Genomic DNA, 18807 nt, shown 5'->3' with positions numbered 1-18807 from the left:
CGCGCAACCTGCCGGATTCCCCGGATGCGGGCTTTTGCCGCAGAACGGAAAACCCGGCAATCGCTTAACATCGTATATTCGAAACTATGGATATGCCCCGGTCCGACATACCGCGCCCGACCCGCCCCGCCAGGCGTTCCGGCTGTGACAAAGGATGCAAGTATGATTGCGGACAGGATGGCCGGAACGGGGGCGACCCATGACAAGCACCGGGTGTCCGATTCCGCAATTCACGGGCAATCCGGTCTTTTCAGTTTCAGCCACGACAGGAGAACTCCATGCGTAAACTCGCCACCGCCGCCGCCATCGCCGGCCTGGGTCTGACCGGCGCCGTGCAGGCCGAAACGCCGAACAGGCTGCTCACCATCCTGACCGCAGCCGAGCCGCAGACGCAGCTGATGGCCATGGTGCTGACGATGAACGCGATCGCCGCCGGCGCCGAAGCGCAAATGCTGCTTTGCGGTCCGGCCGGAGACATCGCCCTGAAAGATGCCCCCGACACCGCCGCCAGCGGCCAGCCGCCCAGGGACGCAAGCCCGCAAGGCATGATGACGTCGATGATGGAGGCGAACGGGCTCAAGGTGCAGGTCTGCGCAATCTACCTGCCCGGCAAGGGCGCGGACGCCAGCATCCTGCTTGACGGGGTAAGCGCCGCCGCCCCCGATGCCATAGGGGCCGAAATCGTCGCCCCCGGAACCACGGTGCTGAGCTTTTGAGAGATCGCGAGCCCAAGGCCTGCAATCGACATTGCCCTTCGGAGCGGAATCTGGCGCCGGCTTGGCGGCTGCGATGCCCGGTGCGGCTATAGCGAGCCGGGAAGCGTCAGGGAAACGGGGCCAACGCTTATCAGGTCAATCCATGCGATCAGGCAAGCCGCGACCGTTGTTCCACCATCGGTTGGGATTATCGCTGCGTGGATCATATGCAGCCCGGCTTGCCCAGTCTTCACGAAGAAAGATCACAGGTTCTTCGTAATGATGGGCGTAGATTAACCGCATCCATGACCTTCTCAAGAACGGCCATATCCCGCTCTATCGAAATTTTCAGCTCAACCATCGGATAGGTTTCGGTATTTCCGGCTACGAAGCCTTCGACATGGGTGGTCGTAGTCGAACCAGCCTCGGGTTGCGCGGTTTCTTTTCCGACAGCAGAAATACTGGCGTTCCGTTGATAACGCCCAAAACTAAGAGTGTGAACCTGCATCACAGCGTCCAGAATCTTGTCGGTATCCTCTGGCAGCGTCTGTATCTCGATTGTCCAGACGGGAACGAATTCACCTGATCTAGCTTTATAACGGTTAAGGTCCGTCATCTAGAATCCCCCCTGATGTTCATACAATGTTCCGAAAGAGACAAAGAAGTCAAGATTTGATTACCTGCCGTTAGGGGTGCCGCCAGCGCATAGCCACAAATTCGGCACGCTACAGGCCGCCGACTGCCCTCCTTGGTTCGGTGGATTCCATGTGTGCAGAGCGCCGCCGCGCCCGCAAAGGGCGACCGCGACAGTCGATCCCCGAGACACTTCCCGACGATTGGCCCGATGACGTTCCTGTCACGGGGGCGGCCGTGCGGGAACTGGCGAGCGAGGCGCGCACCGGGCTTCGGCTCGAAAAGGGCGGCTATCGGCGGGAGCACGTCCGGGCGTTCGCCCGAGCCATGTCGAGGTCGCGGATGATGCGATCTACATCAATGGCAACAAAAACACGCTGTTGAGGACGCTGATAGCCACTAAGGGAGGGAAATCGGCGGGAATCGGCGTTCCCGGTTTTATACCAAGGTGGCGGAGCGGGAGGGATTCGAACCCTCGAGACGGTTGCCCGCCTACACACTTTCCAGGCGTGCGCCTTCGACCACTCGGCCACCGCTCCGTCAGCGGGGGTCTGATGGATCGCAGCGTTTATTGCAAGACCGAAATCATGTGCCACGCTCCGGGCGCGCGCTCCCCGGCGCGGCGGGGGCCGGGTGGGGAGCGGCACTCGATGGCCGGGCCCGGGCGTTGCGGAGTGCCGGGCGCGGGCCCCGGGGGCGATGTCCGGGGCGCTGTGACGAAGGGCGCCTTCTCCACCATTCGGGCAAATGCCTTGCCGTGCCGCCCGGTCACATGGCAAAATGCCTGCAAAAGATCGGGCAGGAGGCGGGAAAATGGCGGGAACGAGGCTGGGCCGGTGGATGCCGGCGGGGCTGGGGCTTCTGGCCCTTGTCGGCTGGATCACCCTTGCGGGAGCAGCGGCGGCGGGGAAGTGCGGCTATGACTACTGCTGGGGCGCGGTTGCAACCGGGCCGAACGGGGCGAGCGGCTATTCCTTCAGCCATGTGAGCGAAAGGAATGCGCATGACGTCGCCCGCTCCACCTGCGGCGAGGGGAAATGCACGCAGGTGCGCACCTTCTACAACGCTTGCGGCGCCATCGCGATGGGCGCATCGGATGCCTGGGGCTGGGCCAGCGGCGCGACGCGGGAGGCGGCGCAGGACCAGGCGCTTGCCCATTGCTCGCGCAACGGCCGGGGCTGCGCGGTGCGGGTCTGGGCCTGTTCGCCCTGATCGCGACCCGGTTCATGGCCGCCCTTCCCCGTCTGGCGGGCAGCGTCTATAGCTGATCCCATGGCAACACGCGCAAATTCGCCCCGGAAGAAAAAATCCGGGCGCAAGAGCCGGGCGCGCCCCGGAATCCGGCTCCGCCGTCTTCTGTGGCGTGCCGTCATCGGAGCGGTCGCCTTTGTCGTTGCGCTTGTCCTGCTGTTTTCGGTGCTGCGGCCGCCGACCACCCATACCATTCTCTCCGAACAGCGCCGGCTGGGCAGTGTCGAGCGCGACTGGGTTGCGCTTTCCGACATCGCGCCTTCCATGGTCCGCGCGGTGGTGGCGGCGGAAGACGCGAATTTCTGCCGTCACTGGGGATTCGATGTCGCCGCGATCCGGGCCGCCATGAATTCGGGCGGGCGCCGCGGAGGATCGACCATCAGCCAGCAGGTGGTCAAGAACGTGTTCCTCTGGCAGGGGCGAAGCTGGCCCCGCAAGGCGCTCGAGGCGCTGCTGACGCCGCTGGTCGAACTGACATGGTCCAAGCGCCGCATTCTCGAGGTCTATCTGAACGTGGCCGAGATGGGCGAAGGCGTGTTCGGTGTCGAGGCCGCGGCGCGAAAGAATTTCGGCGTCAGCGCCCGCGACCTGAACGCGCAGCAGGCGGCGCTTATCGCCACCGCCCTGCCCGATCCGCGCAACCGCAGGCCCGGGCGTCCGAGCGGCTGGATGCAGCGCCGGGCGGCCGCGATCGTCATCGGCGCGGCCACGATCGCCGCGGATGGCCGGGCAAATTGTTTCGAGGATTGAAAAATGCGGCGCGGCAGGGCATGGATGGGGCTGGATCAGCCAGTTTACGGACCCCGATGACCCGACTGTTTCATGTGCCGCTCTCGCCCTTCTGCCGCAAGGTGCGGCTTTGCCTCGCGGAAAAGAAGATCGAGGTCGAGCTTGTCGAGGAACATTACTGGGAGCAGGATCCCGATTTCCTTCGCCGCAATCCGGCCGGCAAGGTTCCGGTGCTGAAATTCGACGGGCTGATGATGGCCGAAAGCACGGCGATCTGCGAATATATCGACGAAACGCGCCCGGATCCGCCGCTGATACCGCGCGAGCCCAAGGCGCGTTATGAAATGCGCCGGCTGGTCGGCTGGTTCGACGACAAGTTCCACAACGAGGTGACGTCCAAGCTCCTTTATGAGCGGGTCAACAAGAAGGTGACCGGCGAGGGCTACCCGGACAGCCGCAACGTCAAGGCCGGCGCGCGGGCGATCAAGTATCACCTGGATTACATGGCCTGGCTGCTCGATCACCGGCGCTGGCTTGCCGGTGACACCATGACGCTTGCGGATTTCGCCGCGGCCGCGCATCTGTCATCGCTCGACTATATCTCGGATGTGGACTGGGACCGCTCGGCAACCGTCAAGGACTGGTATGCCAAGATCAAGTCGCGCCCCGCCTTCCGCTCGATCCTCGCCGACCAGATTCCGGGCTTCCGCCCGCCGCCCCATTACGCCGATCTCGATTTCTGACGGGGCCCATTGCGGGCGCTGATGAAAAAAAGGCCAGCACCGGGTGCTGGCCTTTCGTTTTCGGGGTCGCGCCTCATCAATCCGCGCCGGGGCCGTCCTCGACCGAAAGGGCGACGAAACGCGGATCGCCACCGCGCCGCACGAGCAACAGGATCGACTTGCGCCCGGCTTCCTTCGCGGCTTCGATTCCCGCTTCCAGATCGGCAACGCTCGTCACATTCTGCTGCCCGGCCTCGGTGATGACGTCACCCGAGCTGATGCCCTTTTCCGAGGCTTCGCTTGCTCCGTCGACCTCGAACACCACGAGCCCCTCGACATTGGCGCCGATGCCCAGTTCACCGCGCATGTCGTCGGTGAGAGCGCGGAGCGTCATGCCCAGAACCTCGCCCTGTTCCTGCGACGGCGCCTGCTGGTCCCGCGATGCGGCCGGCACGGCGTCTTCGCTGTCCTCGCGGCGCGCGAGCTTGATCTTGAAGCTTCTGGTCTTGCCGTCGCGCTGGACCACCACGCGCACCGACTTGCCGACCTCGCTGTCGCCGACCTGGCGGACCAGCGCGCGCGTGTCGCTGACATCGACGCCGTCGAAGTTGACGATCACATCGCCCGACTTGAGCCCGGCCTCTTCGGCGGGGCCTTCAAGAACATCGGTGATCAGTGCGCCGGCCGCCTTGTCGAGCCCCATCGCCTCGGCCACGTCCTCGGTCACGTCCTGGATCCGCACGCCAAGCCAGCCGCGGCGGGTCTCGCCGAATTCCTTGAGCTGATCCACCACCCGCGACACCACATTCGAGGCCATGGAAAATCCGATGCCGATCGAGCCCCCGCTGGGCGAGAGGATCGCGGTGTTCACCCCGACCACGCCGCCATCCATGTTGAAAAGCGGCCCGCCCGAATTGCCGCGGTTGATCGCCGCATCGGTCTGGATGTAATCGTCATAGGACCCGGTCAGCGCCCGGTTGCGGGCGGAAACGATCCCGACCGAGGCGGAAAATCCCTGGCCAAGCGGGTTGCCCATGGCCAGAACCCAGTCCCCCACCCTTGCGGTGTCGCTGTCGGCAAAGCTGACGAAGGGGAGCGCCTCGTCGCCCTCCACCTTGAGCAGGGCGATGTCGGTGTTCGGATCGGTCCCGATCACTTCGGCGGCAAGCTCCTTGCCATTGAAGAATTCGACCCGGATCTCGTCGGCGCCCTCGATCACGTGGTTGTTGGTCACGACGTAACCGTCCTCGGACACCACGAAGCCCGAGCCCAGCGCGTTGGAGCGGCGCGGGCGATCCTGCGGGCCGTGCCGTTCCTGGAACTCGCGGAAGAAATCCTCGAAGGGCGAGCCCTTGGGAACGATCCCCTCGGGCAGGCTGCGGCCCTCGACCATGGTGGTGGTGGTGATGTTGACCACGGCGGGGCTGATCTTTTCCGCGAGAGGGGCAAGGCTCTCGGGCCTCGCCTGCGCGACCGCGGCCTGCGCGAGAACAACCAGGAACGTCAGCGCGGCAAGCCAGACCATCCATGACCGCAGCAATGCGGCCCGTCCCGGCGTTATCCTCGATGTCTCTGACTGTGAATGCACTTTGGAGCCTCCTCCTCTGGATGAAAGCGGCGGCTCGCCACTCGCGCGGTTCGGCCGTCTGTTCATTTGCAAGCATAATCTAGACGCGGCGATCTGGCCCGAAAGGAATATTGCACATCATCAAGCGGTTGTGATTCCGCGTGCCGGCAACCGCGCATCGCGCGCCACCGGCTGCGTATGAGGTCGCGCACAAGGCGGCGCGGCACGACGGGCCGGATCGCCGCCCTTCCGGCCCTAGGGCAGCGCGCCCAGCCGATCCGCGAGCCAGAGCAGAAGCAACCCGAGCACCACCGCAAGCGCGCCGAACTGGCGCCTCGCGCCCATGGGCAGCGCCCGGAGCGCGATCAGCATGCGCTCGACCAGTCCGGGCGCAAGCGCCCAGACCAGCCCCTCGACCACCAGGATAAGCCCGATGGCGAGCGCAAGTGCCCCGATCACTGGCCGGTGTCATCCGGCTCGGGCGCCTCGACGCCCGGCGCCTCGGTCGAGGTTTCACCCGCATCCGGTGCATCCGGCTCTGCCGGCGCGGGCGCTGCGGCGCCTGGGTCGCCGGCATCGGACCCTTCGCCATCGGCTTCCGGCGCGGCCTGGGGTTCGGTCTCGTCGATCTCGGATTCCAGCTCGTCCAGCCCGGATTTCAAGGCATCCGCATCCTCCAGGAGGCGCTGGCGCTCCTCGACCGGAAGCTCGGGAGAGATCTCGGCCTCGGGCGCAAGGTCGCGCAGCTTGTCGAGATCGACGTTGTCGAGCGACACCTCGCTCAGCCCCTCGGCGCGGATCGCCTCGAACAGCGGTCCGGCGAATTCGCTCGAAGGCGAAACCACGAGGGTCGAATTCTCAGGCTTCAGGCTGCGCTCGAAGGCGCTGAGCGAACGATAGAAGGAGAAGAATTCGGGATTGTCACCAAACGCCTCGGCATAGACCCGGTTGCGTTCGGCATCAGCCTCACCGCGGGTGATCTGCGCTTCGCGCTCGGCGTTCGATACGGTCTCGACCACGGTGCGGTCGGCGGCCGCGCGCACGCGCTGCGCGGCTTCGTTACCGCGGGCCACCTCGTCGGCGGCCTCGCGCGCCCGTTCTGCCCGCATCCGGGCAAAGGTCGCATCCAGGTTCTGCTGCGGCAGGTTGGTCTGCTTGAGCCGCACATCGACGATGTCAATGCCGAGCCCCTCGGCGCTGGCGCGGGCCTGCGAGCGGATGCGCAGCGCCAGGTCACGGCGCTCCGGCGAAAGGATCGTGTCCGACGTCACCTGATCGGCACCAAGCACCTCGCGGATCTGGGCATTCAGGATCGAGGACAGCCGGTCCTCGGCAATGCGGATGCCACCGGCACCGACCGCCTGACGGAACCGCACCACATCGGAAATGCGATAGCGGGCAAAGGCATCGACCACGAGGCGGCGGTCATCCGACGGCGTCACCTCGATCGTCTCGGTATCGAGCGACAGGATCCGCCCGTCGTATTTCACCACCTGCTGGATGAACGGCAGCTTGAAGCCGATGCCGGGCTTTTCCACCACCTGGCGGATCTGGCCGAACTGCAGCACCAGCGCCTTTTCCCGCTCGTCGACGATGAAAAGCGAGGCGAACCCGACCAGCAGCGCGACGAACAGCACCGGAATGACAAACAGGGACTTGCGCATCAGTTGGCCTCCTGGCTTGCGGAACTGCCGCTGGACTGGGTACTGCTGGCGGCGCTTCCGCTCGTGCTGCCGGTCGAGCGGCGCAGTTCATTGAGCGGCAGATAGGGCAGAACCCCCTGCCCGCCGCCGCCACCGATCGCATCGTCGAGCAGGATCTTGTCGACCTTGCCCAGCGTCCGCTCGATGGTCTCAAGATAGAGGCGGCGCTGGGTGACTTCGGGCGCCTGGTTGAACACGGCCGCGACCGACAGGAACCGGCTCGCCTCACCGATGGCCTCGTTGACGACGCTGGCCCGATAACCCTCGGCCTGTTCCAGAACCTGCGCCGCCTTCCCGCGCGCCTCGGCAAGAACCCGGTTCGCATAGGCGTCGGCCTGCCGCTGGAGCCGGTCGCGTTCCTGCTCGGCCGCCTGCACCTCGCGGAAGGAGTCGATCACTTCGGCCGGCGGGTCGGCCTTGTCGAGGTTCACCCGCACCACGCGAATGCCGCTGTCGTAATCGTCAAGCGTCGCCTGGATGTTGCTCATGGCCGTATCGGCGATGATGCCGCGGTCGCGGTTCAGGATCGGCGCGAGGCGCGACGCGGCGATGATCTCGCGCATGACCGATTCCGACACCGCCTGAACGGTCAGTTGCGGATCGGCGATGTTGAACAGGAGCTTGGCCGGATCGCTGATGTTCCAGACCACCTGAAAGTCGATATCGACGATATTGGCGTCGGTGGTCAGCATCAGCCCGCTGGTGTCGCTGGTGCGTTCCGAACCGATGTTCTCGGTGCGCTCGGAAGTGACATTGACCACCTCGTAGGTGGTGACCGGCCAGGGCGCGAAGTTCAGCCCCGGCTCCCCGATCCCGGAATAGCGCCCGAGGAAAAGCTCGACCGACTGTTCTTCGGGTTTCACGGTGTAGAAGCTCGCAAAGGCCCAGATGCCCGCCGCCACGAGCGCCGCGATGGCAATGGTGCCGCGGCTGAAATGGGGGACAAAGCCGCCCCCGCCGCTGCCGCCGCCGGGCAGGCCGCCGTTGCCGCCGCGCCCGCCCATCAGCACCCGCAGCCGGTCCTGGCCGCGGCGCATCAGTTCCTCGATCTCGGGCGGATGCGGCCGCCCGCCGCCGGGGCGCGCCCCGTCGGGACGGTCGCGTCCGCCGCCCTCGTCCTTGCCGCGATGCCCCGAACCGTCGCCAGACGATCCGCCGCCACCACCCCAGGGACCATCACCATTACCCGCCATGTGGTCATCCTCTTGTCTCTCGGCCGCAGATCAGCGCGCCATTGTGTTCCTAATCCTGCATCCGCGCCGCGCGTTCAACTCCGCACCGGAGCCCGCAAGGTCACGATTTCTTCGGACATGGTCGGATGCACGGCGACAACGCGGTCGAAATCCTCCTTGGTCGCTCCCATCTTGACCGCGATCCCCGCAAGCTGGATCATCTCGCCCGCATCCGGCGCCACGATGTGGCAGCCGAGCACGCGGCGGGTTTCGCTGCAGACCACCAGTTTCATCAGCACCTTTTCAGGGCGGTCGATGAAGGACGTCTGCATCGGACGAAAGCTCGTCGCGTAGATCTCGACCGGACCCTGCGCGCGGGCCTCTTCCTCGCTCAACCCGATAGTGCCCATCTCGGGCTGCGTGAAGACGGCAGAGGGCACAAGTTCGTGATCGACCGGGGTCGGGGTGCCGCCGAAGACCGTGCGCACAAAGGCCATGCCCTCGCGAATCGCCACCGGGGTAAGATTGATCCGGTCGGTAACGTCGCCGATCGCATAAACCGAGGGCACGGCGGTCTGGCTGTATTCGTCCACGAGGATCTCGCCACGCGCGCCAAGCTCGACCCCGACATCCTCAAGCCCCATATCGGGCGTATTGGGCGCCCGGCCGGTGGCGAAAAGCACCCTATCGAAGGTGCGCTCCCCGCCGGTGGTCGCGGTGACGCGCAGCGCCCCCCTGCCGCCGTCGCCGCCATCCGCCGGCGCAAGCGCCGCGATATTCGTGGCGGTCTGGATCTCGATGCCGCGCGCGCGCATCTGTTCGGCGATGAGGCCGCGCGCCTCGTCGTCGAATCCGCGCAGGATCTGGTCCCCCCGGCAATAGAGCGTCACCCCGACCCCCAACCCGTGCAGGATGCAGGCGAATTCGCAGGCGATATAGCCGCCGCCGAGAATCAGGATCGTCTCCGGCAGCCGGTCCAGATGAAAGATGTCGTCCGAAACGATGCCAAGGCCCGCATTGTCGAGCGCCGGGCGAACCGCGCGGCCGCCGCTTGCGATCAGGACATGTTTCGCGGTGAAGGTCTCGCCGGTGGAAAGTTCGACCGTATGCGGATCGCGCAGCCGCGCCCGCGCATCGAAGGTCTCGACCCCGGATTCCTTCAGCAGCCGGCGATAGACGCCCTCGAGCCGCTCCAGCTCTCCCTCGAGCCGGGTGCGGAAGCGGGACCAGTCGAACGGCCCGCCGCCGTAATCCCAGCCATAGGCATTCGCGCGCTCGACGACATCGCCGAAGCCCGAGGCAAAGACCATCAGCTTCTTGGGGACACAACCCCGGATCACGCAGGTGCCGCCGTAGCGGTCCATCTCGGCCAGCCCGACCTTTGCCCCGTGTTCGCCGGCCGCAACCCGGGCAGCCCGCACCCCGCCGGAGCCGCCGCCGATGACAAAAAGATCAAAATCAAAACTCATCCGCTGAAACCCTCATTCCGCAATATCCGAAAACAGATTGCCCGGCCGGGGCAGCTCTATGTTGTCCTGTTGGCTGGCGCCCCGATCGCGATCGCGGAGTTCGACCCGCCCATCGGCATATCCGGCGATGACCATGTCGCAGATATCAACGAACAGCCCGTTTTCAACCACACCGGGAATCTGGTTCAGCACCATGGCAAGGCGGCGCGGCTGGCCGATGCGCCCGAGATGCAGGTCGAGGATGTAATTGCCCTCGTCGGTAACGAAGGGCTGTCCGCCGGCAAGGCGCGGCCGCACCTCGCGCCCGAGCACGTCCGCCGCCTCGAGCGTTTCCTCGATCAGCCGCTGCGTGGCCTGCCAGCCGAACGGGATCACCTCGACCGGCAGCGGAAAGGCGCCGAGCCGGCCGACCTCCTTGCCGATGTCGGCAATCACGATCATCCGCTCGCTGGCGGCCGCGACGATCTTTTCCCGCAGCAGCGCCCCGCCGCCGCCCTTGATCAGATTGAATTCGGCGTCGAACTCGTCGGCGCCGTCGATGGTGAGATCGAGCCAGCCCGCCTCTTCCAGCGTGACAAGGGCGATCCCCTCTTCGCGGGCCTGTTCGGCCGTGCGCTGCGATGTGGGCACGGCCCGAAAGCGCAGCCCCTCGTCGCGCTGCCGCTGCCCGAGGCTGCGCACCAGCCAGGCGGCGGTGCTGCCGGTCCCGAGCCCGACGCGCATGCCGTCCTCGACGAAAGCGGCCGCGCGGTGCGCGGCTGCGTATTTGGCCCGGTCAGCCGGCGACATTTGTTCGCTCATGGCAACTCCGCTCGTGATCCCGCCCGCTTATAGGAAAGTTGTGCGCCGGGTGCGAGGCGCAATTGCGCCCCGAAATCCCCTGTTATTGCCCGCACGATGCACTATAGTGCGCCGCAGGACGAGAGGAGGAGCCCCGGACCGCCCCGCGCGGGGGGGAGATCGTCATCCCGCAACATGCCGCTTGCACCGAACGCCCGCGAAGGCCAGGGCCGCAGGCGCACAAGATTGAGAGGCTAACAATGTTTCTGTCGGTTTTCGACATGTTCAAGGTCGGCATCGGGCCGTCGTCTTCGCACACGATCGGACCGATGGTCGCCGCCGCGCGGTTTCTTGACCTGATGCGCGCGTCACCGCTCGAATTCGCGGGGCTGCGCGCCTCGCTGCACGGATCGCTGGCCTTTACCGGGGTCGGCCATGCCACCGACCGCGCCACGATCCTCGGGCTCGCCGGGTTCCACCCCGAGACCTATGATGCCGAGGCCGCCGAAAGGACGCTGCAGGAGATCCGCGACACCCACCAGGTCACGCCGGAGGGGCTCGGAACGCTGCATTTCGACCCGGAACAGGACCTGATCTTCGACTACAAGCGCAAGCTGCACGGCCATGCGAACGGCATGATCCTGATGGCGACCGACAAGGATGGAAAGGTCATCCTCGAAGAGACCTATTATTCGATCGGCGGCGGTTTCGTCATGACCGAGGCCGAACTTGCCGCCGGCAAGGATACCGAGGACGGCCCCCCCGTCCCCTACCCGTTCCATTCGGCGGCCCAGATGCTCGACATGGCGCGCCAGTCGGGCAAGAGCATCGCCGAGATGAAGCGCGAGAACGAGACCAGCCGCCGCAGCGCCGAGGATGTCCACAAGGGCACGGCGCGGATCTGGCAGGTGATGAACGACTGCATCGACCGCGGCCTCGACGGTGGCGGCATCCTGCCCGGCGGGCTCAACGTGCGCCGGCGTGCCGGTGACATCCACAAGGCGCTGCAGGCCGAGCATGGCAAGAACGTCGTCATCCCCCACGTGGTGAATGACTGGATCAGCACCTATGCCATGGCCGTGAACGAGGAAAACGCCGCCGGCGGCCAGGTCGTCACCGCCCCGACCAACGGCGCGGCGGGCGTGGTGCCCGCGGTGCTGCGCTATTATCTCGACCATGTGCCCAATGCCGATGCCGCGCTGGTCGAGGATTTCCTGCTGACGGCGGCGGCGATCGGCGGGCTGGTCAAGTACAACGCCTCGATCAGCGGGGCCGAGGCCGGTTGCCAGGCCGAGGTCGGCAGCGCATCGGCCATGGCCGCCGCCGGACTCTGCGCGGTGATGGGCGGTACCCCCGAACAGGTCGAGAACGCGGCCGAGATCGCGCTGGAACACCATCTTGGCATGACCTGCGATCCCATCCGCGGGCTCGTGCAGGTGCCCTGCATCGAGCGCAACGGCCTCGGCGCGGTCAAGGCCGTCACCGCCGCTTCGCTCAGCCTGCGCGGGGACGGGCAGCATCTCGTGTCGCTGGATGCCTGTATCGAGACCATGCGCCAGACCGGCGAGGACATGAGCGAGAAATACAAGGAAACCGCGCTCGGCGGCCTTGCGGTCAACGTGCCGAACTGCTGAGCCTTCCGCTCAACGCTGCCGCCCCGCATCCCGGGCGGCAGCAAGCCCGGCCACCGCGGCGCCGAGCTCCGCGCGCGGCAGCACGACCAGCATCCCCTCGCCGTCGATATCGAGCGTGACCGGGCCCGTGGCGCGGTTCGAGGTGCCGAGCCGCCCGCCCGGCGCGAGGCGGAGCCCGTCGATCGGCCAGCGCAGCCCTCGCGACCGCCCGCCAAGCGGCACGAGCGGCATCAGCGACACCCGCGTATCCGGCACGAGATCAAGCTGCAGCGCTGGCGGCGCATGGAACACGATATCGGTGCTTCCCAGAAGGATGCAGGGGCGCGCCGCCTGTTCCAGCAGCGTGCTGAAGGCCGCGAACTGGTGATCGAGCCGCCCGCCGCAGAACCCGACCCCGATCACCAGCGGCGCGTCGATGTTGCGCAGCGCCTTGTCGAAATCGGTGCTGTCCTGCTCGGCGATCCGGTGCATCCGCTCCGGGGTGATGCCGCGCGGCAGGCCGGTGCCGACCGAATCGAGATCCCCGATCACCGCCTCGGGCACATGGCCGGCCGCAAGCGCCGCATGGGCACCGCCGTCGGCGGCGACCAGGAGCGGCGCATGGGCAAGCGCTAGGCGCAGATCCTCATGCCCGAGCGGCCCGCCCCCGATCAGCGTGACAGGCTGCGCACTCGTGACGATTACCGGCTGCGCGGCTTGACTCGGCTCGTTCATCGGGATCGCATTAACCATTTGTTCGGGAAGGGGTCACATTATCGCCCTGAAAGCATTCTACTTTCACACGGGTGAGCGCGCGGAATCGCGGTCGAACGAAGGATGGGCCATCCCATGGCGCAGAGCAACAGGATCCTCACGGTCTCCTACGGCACATTTTCCTGCACGCTCGAGGGATTCGACGATTCCGTCGGGGCAATGAAAGAGGTCGCCGACCATTTCCGCAGGATCGCCGGGGAAGAGCCCCGATTCGGCGCGCCAATGATGACGCCCGAGGCGCAGGCCGCCGGATTAGCAGCCTTTTCGATGCACCGGCCCTCTGCCCCAGGCGCGATGGAGGACAATCCCACGGGACCCGGCGGCGTGCGCGGGATCGACAGCATCGCCGAACGGCTGCGCCGCATCCGCGCGGTGGTCGCCCGGAGCGACACGCCCGACGACGCCCTTTGCGAGGACGAGCCCGAAGACATCTTCGTGAGCACCGTCGCCCAGGACATCGGCACCGCCCTGCAACACGAGGACGAAGCCGGTGTCGAGGCCCCGGACGAACGGGCCGACGAGGAACTGGCCGGGATTTTCGCGCGGCTGGATATGGCGGACCAGATTCCGACGCCCGGAATCGCGGCCGATCCCGACATGCCGGCATCGCCGGAAACGGCTTCGCTCCCGGTCACGCCGCCGGCCCTGCCGGGGAACGACGAGGACAGCGACGGGGCAACCGGCAGTGCGCCACCCCCGCCTGGCGATGGCATTCGTATTCCGCCAGCACCGGCGCACCCGGACATGACAGCCCCGCAGGCGGCCCCTCGCCACGGCGAGGAGAGCGCGCAAACCGACGATCCCGCCCGGAACGAGGCCGAAGGGACGCGGGTCGATGACCTTCCCGATCCCGCGGCGGCTGCGGGCAGCGACATGGCGACTCCTGCGGACCTGCCCTGTTTCGAGGCCGAAATCGTCGAGACCGTGCAGCGCCACAGGCTCCTCCCGGTCGTCACCGCCAGCCTGCCCGACTCCATCGGGACCGGAACCACCGAATCCGAGGCCACCATGCCCCTGCGCGCGACGCCGTCCTGCGGCAACGGGATGGAGGAGGACGGGGGTGCGAAAACCGGTTCCGCCGCGCCGCCGCGGGAGACCGAGCTTGCGCGGCTGGCCGAGGCCGCCGATTCGCGCATGGGCGAGCAGCGCACCGCGTCGAACCATGCAGCCTATGAACAGATGCGCGCCGCCGTGGCGCACAAGCGCATCGAACCCGACGCGGGGCCGGAAACGGACGGCAGCACCGCCTATCGCGCCGACCTGGCCGAGGTCATCCGCCCGCGCCGTCCGGTGCTCGACGGGACGCATGTGCAAAGCGCCCGGCCGGACATGGATGCCCAGCTTCCGCCGCTCCGGCTCGTGGCGGAACAGCGCGTCGATCCGGCGCGGCCGGAGCCCCGCCCGGTCCGCCCCCGCCGTGTGGCACCGGCGGCGCTGAACGGGCAGGCGACACCACGCTCCGGAGCGGGCCGCACGCCCCCGGGCAGGGAGGACCGCGCCGGAACCGCCTGACACGCCACGATCGCCGCCATCGACCGACGCTTTTCCTGAATCCTTCATTCCGCGCGGGGCAACAGCGCCCAGGCTGGCATCGGCGCGAACTGCCCTGTCTTCACCCCGCACCGGGAGAGCCGCCGGAGCCGCCCGGTCGCGCGGCCCGGGATCAGCGGTCCGGCTGGCCGGGGTCTTTTTCTGCCTCCGGATCCGCCTGTCCGATCCCGCGGAAGACGAAGCGGAACGGCAGCGCCCAGAGCACGCCCAGCGCGACATAAACCGCAAGCTCCGCCAGGACCGGCAGGCGGTCCAGACGGCTCATGATGGTGACCGCGACGATGATATAAACCGGAAGCCCGATCACCAGGATCACCAGCGACCAGCGGCGACGGGCCTTGTAACCGAGCGCCATCAGTCGGCGAAGGGATCGGTGACCCGGATCGTGTCCTCGCGCTCGGGCGATGTGGACAGGAGCGCAACGGGACAATCGATCAGTTCCTCGACGCGGCGCACGTATTTGATCGCATTGGCCGGCAGTTCCGCCCAGGATCGCGCGCCTTCGGTGCTTTCGCTCCAGCCCGGCATCTCTTCATAGACAGGCCGGCAACGCGCCTGCCGGTCGGCGGCGGTCGGGAGGTAATCGAGCCGCTCGCCGTCAAGGTCATAGCCGGTGCAGATCCGCAGCGTCTCGAACCCGTCCAGAACGTCGAGCTTGGTCAGGGCGATGCCGTTCACGCCGCTGGCCGCGCAGGTCTGGCGCACGAGAACCGCATCGAACCAGCCGCAGCGGCGCTGGCGTCCGGTGACGGTGCCGAATTCGCGCCCGCGCTCGCCCAGCCGCTGCCCGTCCGGGTCGGACAGTTCGGTCGGGAACGGCCCTTCGCCCACGCGCGTGGTATAGGCCTTGACGATACCAAGCACGAAGTCGATCGCACCGGGCCCGATTCCGGCCCCGGTCGCCGCCTGCCCGGCGACGACATTCGATGAGGTGACGAACGGATAGGTGCCGAAGTCGATGTCGAGCAGCGCCCCCTGCGCCCCCTCGAAGAGGATCCGCTTTCCGGTACGGCGCTTTTCATTCAGAACCCGCCAGACCGGCCCCGCATATTGCAGGATCTCGGGCGCGATCGCGCGAAGCTCGGCCAGCAGTGCATCGCGGTCCACCGGCTCGATCCCGAGCCCCCGGCGCAGCGGGTCGTGATGCTGGAGCGCACGATCGATCCGCGCCTCGAGCGTGGCCGGATCGGCGAGATCCGCAACCCGCACCGAACGGCGCCCCACCTTGTCCTCATAGGCCGGCCCGATGCCGCGCCCGGTGGTGCCGATCTTGGTGCCCTTGCTCGCCGCCGCCTCTCGCGCGCGGTCGAGTTCACCGTGAATCGGCAGGATCAGCGGCGTGTTTTCCGCGATCATCAGGGTTTCGGGGTCGATGGTCACGCCCTGGGCGCGGATCGCCTCGATCTCGCGCACGAGATGCCAGGGATCGAGCACCACCCCGTTGCCGATCACGCTCAGCTTGCCGCCGCGCACCACCCCGGAGGGCAGCGCGTTCAGCTTGTAAACCGTGCCGTCGACGACCAGCGTATGCCCGGCGTTGTGCCCGCCCTGAAACCGGACGATGACATCGGCGCGCTCGCTCAGCCAGTCAACGATCTTTCCCTTGCCCTCGTCGCCCCACTGGGCGCCGACAACGACGACATTGGCCATATCTTATCTGTTCCCTCAAACCGCCCTCTCCCTATAACCTTGCCCGCCGACCGGGAAAACCGCAATCTTTCGCGGGACTCTCCGTGCTCCGCAGCGACGGCGCCGCAGTCGTCTCTTGCCCCGGGCCGCATTCTTGCCTAGACAGCGCCTCGACATCGAGCCGCCGCAGGTCTTCATGGAAAATATCGTTCTCACCATCCATCTTCTTCTGGCCCTCGGCCTTATCGGCGTGGTCCTCATGCAGCGTTCCGAGGGCGGGGGGCTTGGCATCGGCGGTGGCGGCGGCGCCATGACGAGCCGCGGCGCGGCAACCGCGCTTGCAAAAGTGACATGGGTGCTGGCGATCGCCTTTCTCGGCACCTCGATCTATCTGACGGTCCTCGCGGCCGATGGTGTCACCGGCGGATCGGTGGTCGACCGGCTTGGCACATCGGGCGCGCAGCCGGATGCGACGGCGCCGACAGCGCCGCTGGGCGACGACCTGCTGCCGCCGCCGACAGCGACCGCCCCCGATTCCGGCAGCGCCACTGACGGCAGCCCGCCCGATACGGACGAACCGCTCACCCCGCGCGCCGACGACTGACGGCCGCGCGGGAACCCGCCAACATTTCCGCGCATTTCGGGGCGGCTCCGGCCGCGGCCTTTGCGGCTGCTTTTTTCCGCCTCGCCTTGCGCGCCCCAAGCAAATCCCTTACTGGTGAAATCCCGTGATGCCGCGGTTTTCCCGACCGGTCAGGGCCACAAGAATCCACACGTCACGGGGGCAGCCGACAGCAATGGCGCGTTTCATATTCATCACCGGCGGTGTCGTCTCGTCGCTTGGCAAGGGGCTCGCCTCGGCGGCGCTCGGGGCACTTCTGCAGGCCCGCGGCTATTCGGTGCGCCTGCGCAAACTCGACCCTTACCTGAACGTCAATCCGGGCACCATGAGCCCCTTCGAGCACGGCGAGGTCTTCGTCACCGACGACGGGGCCGAGACCGATCTCGACCTTGGCCATTACGAACGCTTCACCGGCGTCGCGGCGCGGCGCAGCGATTCGATCAGCGCCGGGCGCATCTATTCCAACGTGCTGGAGAAAGAGCGGCGCGGCGCCTATCTCGGCAAGACGATCCAGGTGATTCCCCATGTCACCGACGAGATAAAGGAATTCATCCGCATCGGCGCCGACGAGGTGGATTTCATGCTTTGCGAAATCGGCGGCACGGTCGGCGACATCGAGGGCCTGCCCTTTCTCGAGGCCATCCGCCAGTTTTCGCAGGAACAGCCACGCGGCCAGTGCACGTTCATGCACCTGACCCTGCTGCCCTACATCAAGGCCAGCGGCGAGTTGAAAACCAAGCCGACCCAGCACAGCGTCAAGGAACTGCGCAGCATCGGCCTTGCGCCCGATATCCTCGTCTGCCGTTCGGAACAGACGATCCCGGCCAAGGAGCGCGAAAAGCTGGCCCTGTTCTGCAACGTGCGTCCCGATGCCGTGATTGCCGCCCATGATCTGAAATCCATCTACGAGGCGCCGCTGGCCTATCACCGCGAAGGGCTGGACCAGGCGGTGCTGGATGCGTTCCGCATCACCCCGGCCCCGCGCCCGCAGCTCGACCGCTGGCGCGACGTGGCCGAGCGGGTCGAACATCCCGAAGGCACGGTCCGGGTCGCCATCGTCGGCAAATATGTCCAGCTTGAGGATGCCTATAAATCCATCGCCGAGGCGCTCATTCACGGCGGCATGGCGAACCGCGTGCGGGTGCAGATCGAATGGGTCGAGGCCGAGCTTTTCGAGCGCGAGGATCCGGCGGCGCATCTGTCGGGCTTTCATGCCATTCTGGTGCCGGGGGGCTTTGGCGAGCGCGGCACCGAGGGAAAGATCAAGGCCGCGCAGTTCGCCCGCGAACGCAAGCTGCCCTATCTCGGCATCTCGCTCGGCATGCAGATGGCGGTGCTCGAGGCGGCGCGGAATGTTGCCGGGCTGCCGACGGCCGGGTCGGAAGAATTCATCCGCGAAAGCGGCAACACCCGGATCGAGGCGGTGATTCACCGCTCGGCCCATGGCCCGGCCGACGGCCCCTGCGGTGACGCGGCGGAGGGTTCGGGCGAATTTGCCGAAGCGATCCGCCTTGGCGAATCCGAGGCGGTGCTTGCCGCCGGCTCGAAAGTGGCGGAGATTTACGGGACGGAGCACATCAGCGAACGCCATCGCCACCGTTACGAGGTCAACACCGCCTATCGTGAGCGGCTGGAACAGGCGGGGCTGCGGTTTTCCGGCATGTCCGCCGACGATCAACTGCCCGTGGCGGTGGAATGGGCCGATCATCCCTGGTTCATCGGCGTGCAGTTCCATCCCGAACTGAAATCCAAGCCCTTTGCTCCGCATCCGCTGTTCGCCGATTTCGTGCGCGCGGCCATCGCCGCCTCGCGCCTTGTGTGATACGTGATGCGTGCTCCGCTGCAGCGCCTGAAGCGCAACCGGCCCGGCACGAGCGCAAACCGGAATGTGATGGCT

Annotated in this window: 18 protein-coding genes and 1 tRNA gene; 8 read left to right on the top strand and 11 right to left on the bottom strand. The window is 66.7% G+C overall.

What is annotated here, in order from left to right:
* The first annotated feature begins 278 nt into the window (after positions 1 to 278).
* The gene (locus tag B0B01_RS08390; RefSeq protein ID WP_076649448.1) at positions 279 to 716 is read left to right on the top strand and encodes a hypothetical protein; all 438 of its coding nucleotides are present in this window, start codon (positions 279 to 281) and stop codon (positions 714 to 716) included.
* Between the two features lie 229 nt (positions 717 to 945).
* Here the strand turns inward: B0B01_RS08390 and B0B01_RS08385 are convergent, their stop codons facing one another.
* Complete coding sequence (locus B0B01_RS08385) at positions 946 to 1311, bottom strand: hypothetical protein (RefSeq protein ID WP_234967731.1); 366 nt, start codon at positions 1309 to 1311, stop codon at positions 946 to 948.
* A gap of 466 nt (positions 1312 to 1777) precedes the next feature.
* Positions 1778 to 1867: transfer RNA gene (locus B0B01_RS08380), tRNA-Ser, on the bottom strand.
* 274 nt (positions 1868 to 2141) lie between these two features.
* On the opposite strand from B0B01_RS08380, the gene B0B01_RS08375 reads away from it, so the two are divergent.
* The 3 genes from B0B01_RS08375 to fzlA are packed head-to-tail and all read left to right on the top strand — an operon-like array spanning position 2142 to position 4051.
* Positions 2142 to 2540 carry a DUF4189 domain-containing protein gene (locus B0B01_RS08375; protein WP_159438965.1) on the top strand — a complete coding sequence of 133 codons (399 nt, stop codon included), beginning with the start codon at positions 2142 to 2144 and terminating at the stop codon, positions 2538 to 2540.
* Between the two features lie 60 nt (positions 2541 to 2600).
* Positions 2601 to 3329 carry a monofunctional biosynthetic peptidoglycan transglycosylase gene (gene mtgA / locus B0B01_RS08370; RefSeq protein ID WP_083946111.1) on the top strand — a complete coding sequence of 243 codons (729 nt, stop codon included), beginning with the start codon at positions 2601 to 2603 and terminating at the stop codon, positions 3327 to 3329.
* Positions 3330 to 3385: 56 nt separating this feature from the next.
* Entirely contained in the window at positions 3386 to 4051 is a 666-nt protein-coding gene (gene fzlA, locus B0B01_RS08365) for an FtsZ-binding protein FzlA (RefSeq protein WP_076649445.1), read from the top strand.
* A 76-nt stretch (positions 4052 to 4127) separates the two neighbouring features.
* Here the strand turns inward: fzlA and B0B01_RS08360 are convergent, their stop codons facing one another.
* The 6 genes from B0B01_RS08360 to rpiA form a co-directional block, all read right to left on the bottom strand.
* Positions 4128 to 5555, bottom strand: a complete 1428-nt coding sequence (locus B0B01_RS08360; protein ID WP_200805411.1) for a Do family serine endopeptidase — start codon at positions 5553 to 5555, stop codon at positions 4128 to 4130.
* A 297-nt stretch (positions 5556 to 5852) separates the two neighbouring features.
* Positions 5853 to 6053, bottom strand: a complete 201-nt coding sequence (locus B0B01_RS08355; protein WP_076650129.1) for a DUF2065 family protein — start codon at positions 6051 to 6053, stop codon at positions 5853 to 5855.
* Positions 6053 to 7261, bottom strand: a complete 1209-nt coding sequence (gene hflC / locus B0B01_RS08350; RefSeq protein WP_076649443.1) for a protease modulator HflC — start codon at positions 7259 to 7261, stop codon at positions 6053 to 6055. The genes B0B01_RS08355 and hflC overlap by 1 nt, the downstream gene beginning before the upstream one ends.
* Positions 7261 to 8493 carry an FtsH protease activity modulator HflK gene (gene hflK, locus B0B01_RS08345; RefSeq protein ID WP_076649442.1) on the bottom strand — a complete coding sequence of 411 codons (1233 nt, stop codon included), beginning with the start codon at positions 8491 to 8493 and terminating at the stop codon, positions 7261 to 7263. The genes hflC and hflK overlap by 1 nt, the downstream gene beginning before the upstream one ends.
* 74 nt (positions 8494 to 8567) lie before the next feature.
* The gene (gorA, locus tag B0B01_RS08340; RefSeq protein WP_076649441.1) at positions 8568 to 9941 is read right to left on the bottom strand and encodes a glutathione-disulfide reductase; all 1374 of its coding nucleotides are present in this window, start codon (positions 9939 to 9941) and stop codon (positions 8568 to 8570) included.
* Between the two features lie 12 nt (positions 9942 to 9953).
* Positions 9954 to 10742 (bottom strand): ribose-5-phosphate isomerase RpiA, encoded by a 789-nt coding sequence (rpiA, locus tag B0B01_RS08335; protein WP_076649440.1) that lies wholly within the window; start codon positions 10740 to 10742, stop codon positions 9954 to 9956.
* A 239-nt stretch (positions 10743 to 10981) separates the two neighbouring features.
* Between rpiA and B0B01_RS08330 the strand changes: the two genes are divergently transcribed.
* Complete coding sequence (locus B0B01_RS08330) at positions 10982 to 12355, top strand: L-serine ammonia-lyase (RefSeq protein ID WP_076649439.1); 1374 nt, start codon at positions 10982 to 10984, stop codon at positions 12353 to 12355.
* Positions 12356 to 12364: 9 nt separating this feature from the next.
* Here B0B01_RS08330 and B0B01_RS08325 read toward each other — a convergent pair whose 3' ends face one another.
* Positions 12365 to 13069, bottom strand: a complete 705-nt coding sequence (locus B0B01_RS08325) for a thiamine diphosphokinase (protein WP_076649438.1) — start codon at positions 13067 to 13069, stop codon at positions 12365 to 12367.
* Between the two features lie 114 nt (positions 13070 to 13183).
* Between B0B01_RS08325 and B0B01_RS08320 the strand changes: the two genes are divergently transcribed.
* Complete coding sequence (locus B0B01_RS08320; protein ID WP_143733028.1) at positions 13184 to 14620, top strand: hypothetical protein; 1437 nt, start codon at positions 13184 to 13186, stop codon at positions 14618 to 14620.
* Between the two features lie 151 nt (positions 14621 to 14771).
* On the opposite strand, the gene B0B01_RS08315 is transcribed toward B0B01_RS08320, so the two are convergent.
* A complete protein-coding gene (locus B0B01_RS08315; RefSeq protein ID WP_076649435.1) occupies positions 14772 to 15014 on the bottom strand; it encodes a DUF2842 domain-containing protein in 243 nt (80 codons plus the stop codon).
* Positions 15014 to 16309 carry an adenylosuccinate synthase gene (locus tag B0B01_RS08310; RefSeq protein ID WP_076649433.1) on the bottom strand — a complete coding sequence of 432 codons (1296 nt, stop codon included), beginning with the start codon at positions 16307 to 16309 and terminating at the stop codon, positions 15014 to 15016. Before B0B01_RS08310 ends, B0B01_RS08315 begins: the two co-directional genes overlap by 1 nt.
* A gap of 175 nt (positions 16310 to 16484) precedes the next feature.
* On the opposite strand from B0B01_RS08310, the gene secG reads away from it, so the two are divergent.
* Together secG and B0B01_RS08300 are read left to right on the top strand one after the other, a co-directional pair.
* The gene (gene secG / locus B0B01_RS08305) at positions 16485 to 16892 is read left to right on the top strand and encodes a preprotein translocase subunit SecG (protein ID WP_076649431.1); all 408 of its coding nucleotides are present in this window, start codon (positions 16485 to 16487) and stop codon (positions 16890 to 16892) included.
* 193 nt (positions 16893 to 17085) lie between these two features.
* Entirely contained in the window at positions 17086 to 18732 is a 1647-nt protein-coding gene (locus B0B01_RS08300; RefSeq protein ID WP_076649429.1) for a CTP synthase, read from the top strand.
* Positions 18733 to 18807 lie beyond the last annotated feature (75 nt).

It is taken from the genome of Pontibaca methylaminivorans (genome assembly GCF_900156525.1).
Classification (GTDB): Bacteria; Pseudomonadota; Alphaproteobacteria; order Rhodobacterales; family Rhodobacteraceae; genus Pontibaca; species Pontibaca methylaminivorans.
The sequence above is the reverse complement of the archived record's forward strand: the minus strand, read 5'-3'. Positions and strand labels throughout refer to the sequence as shown.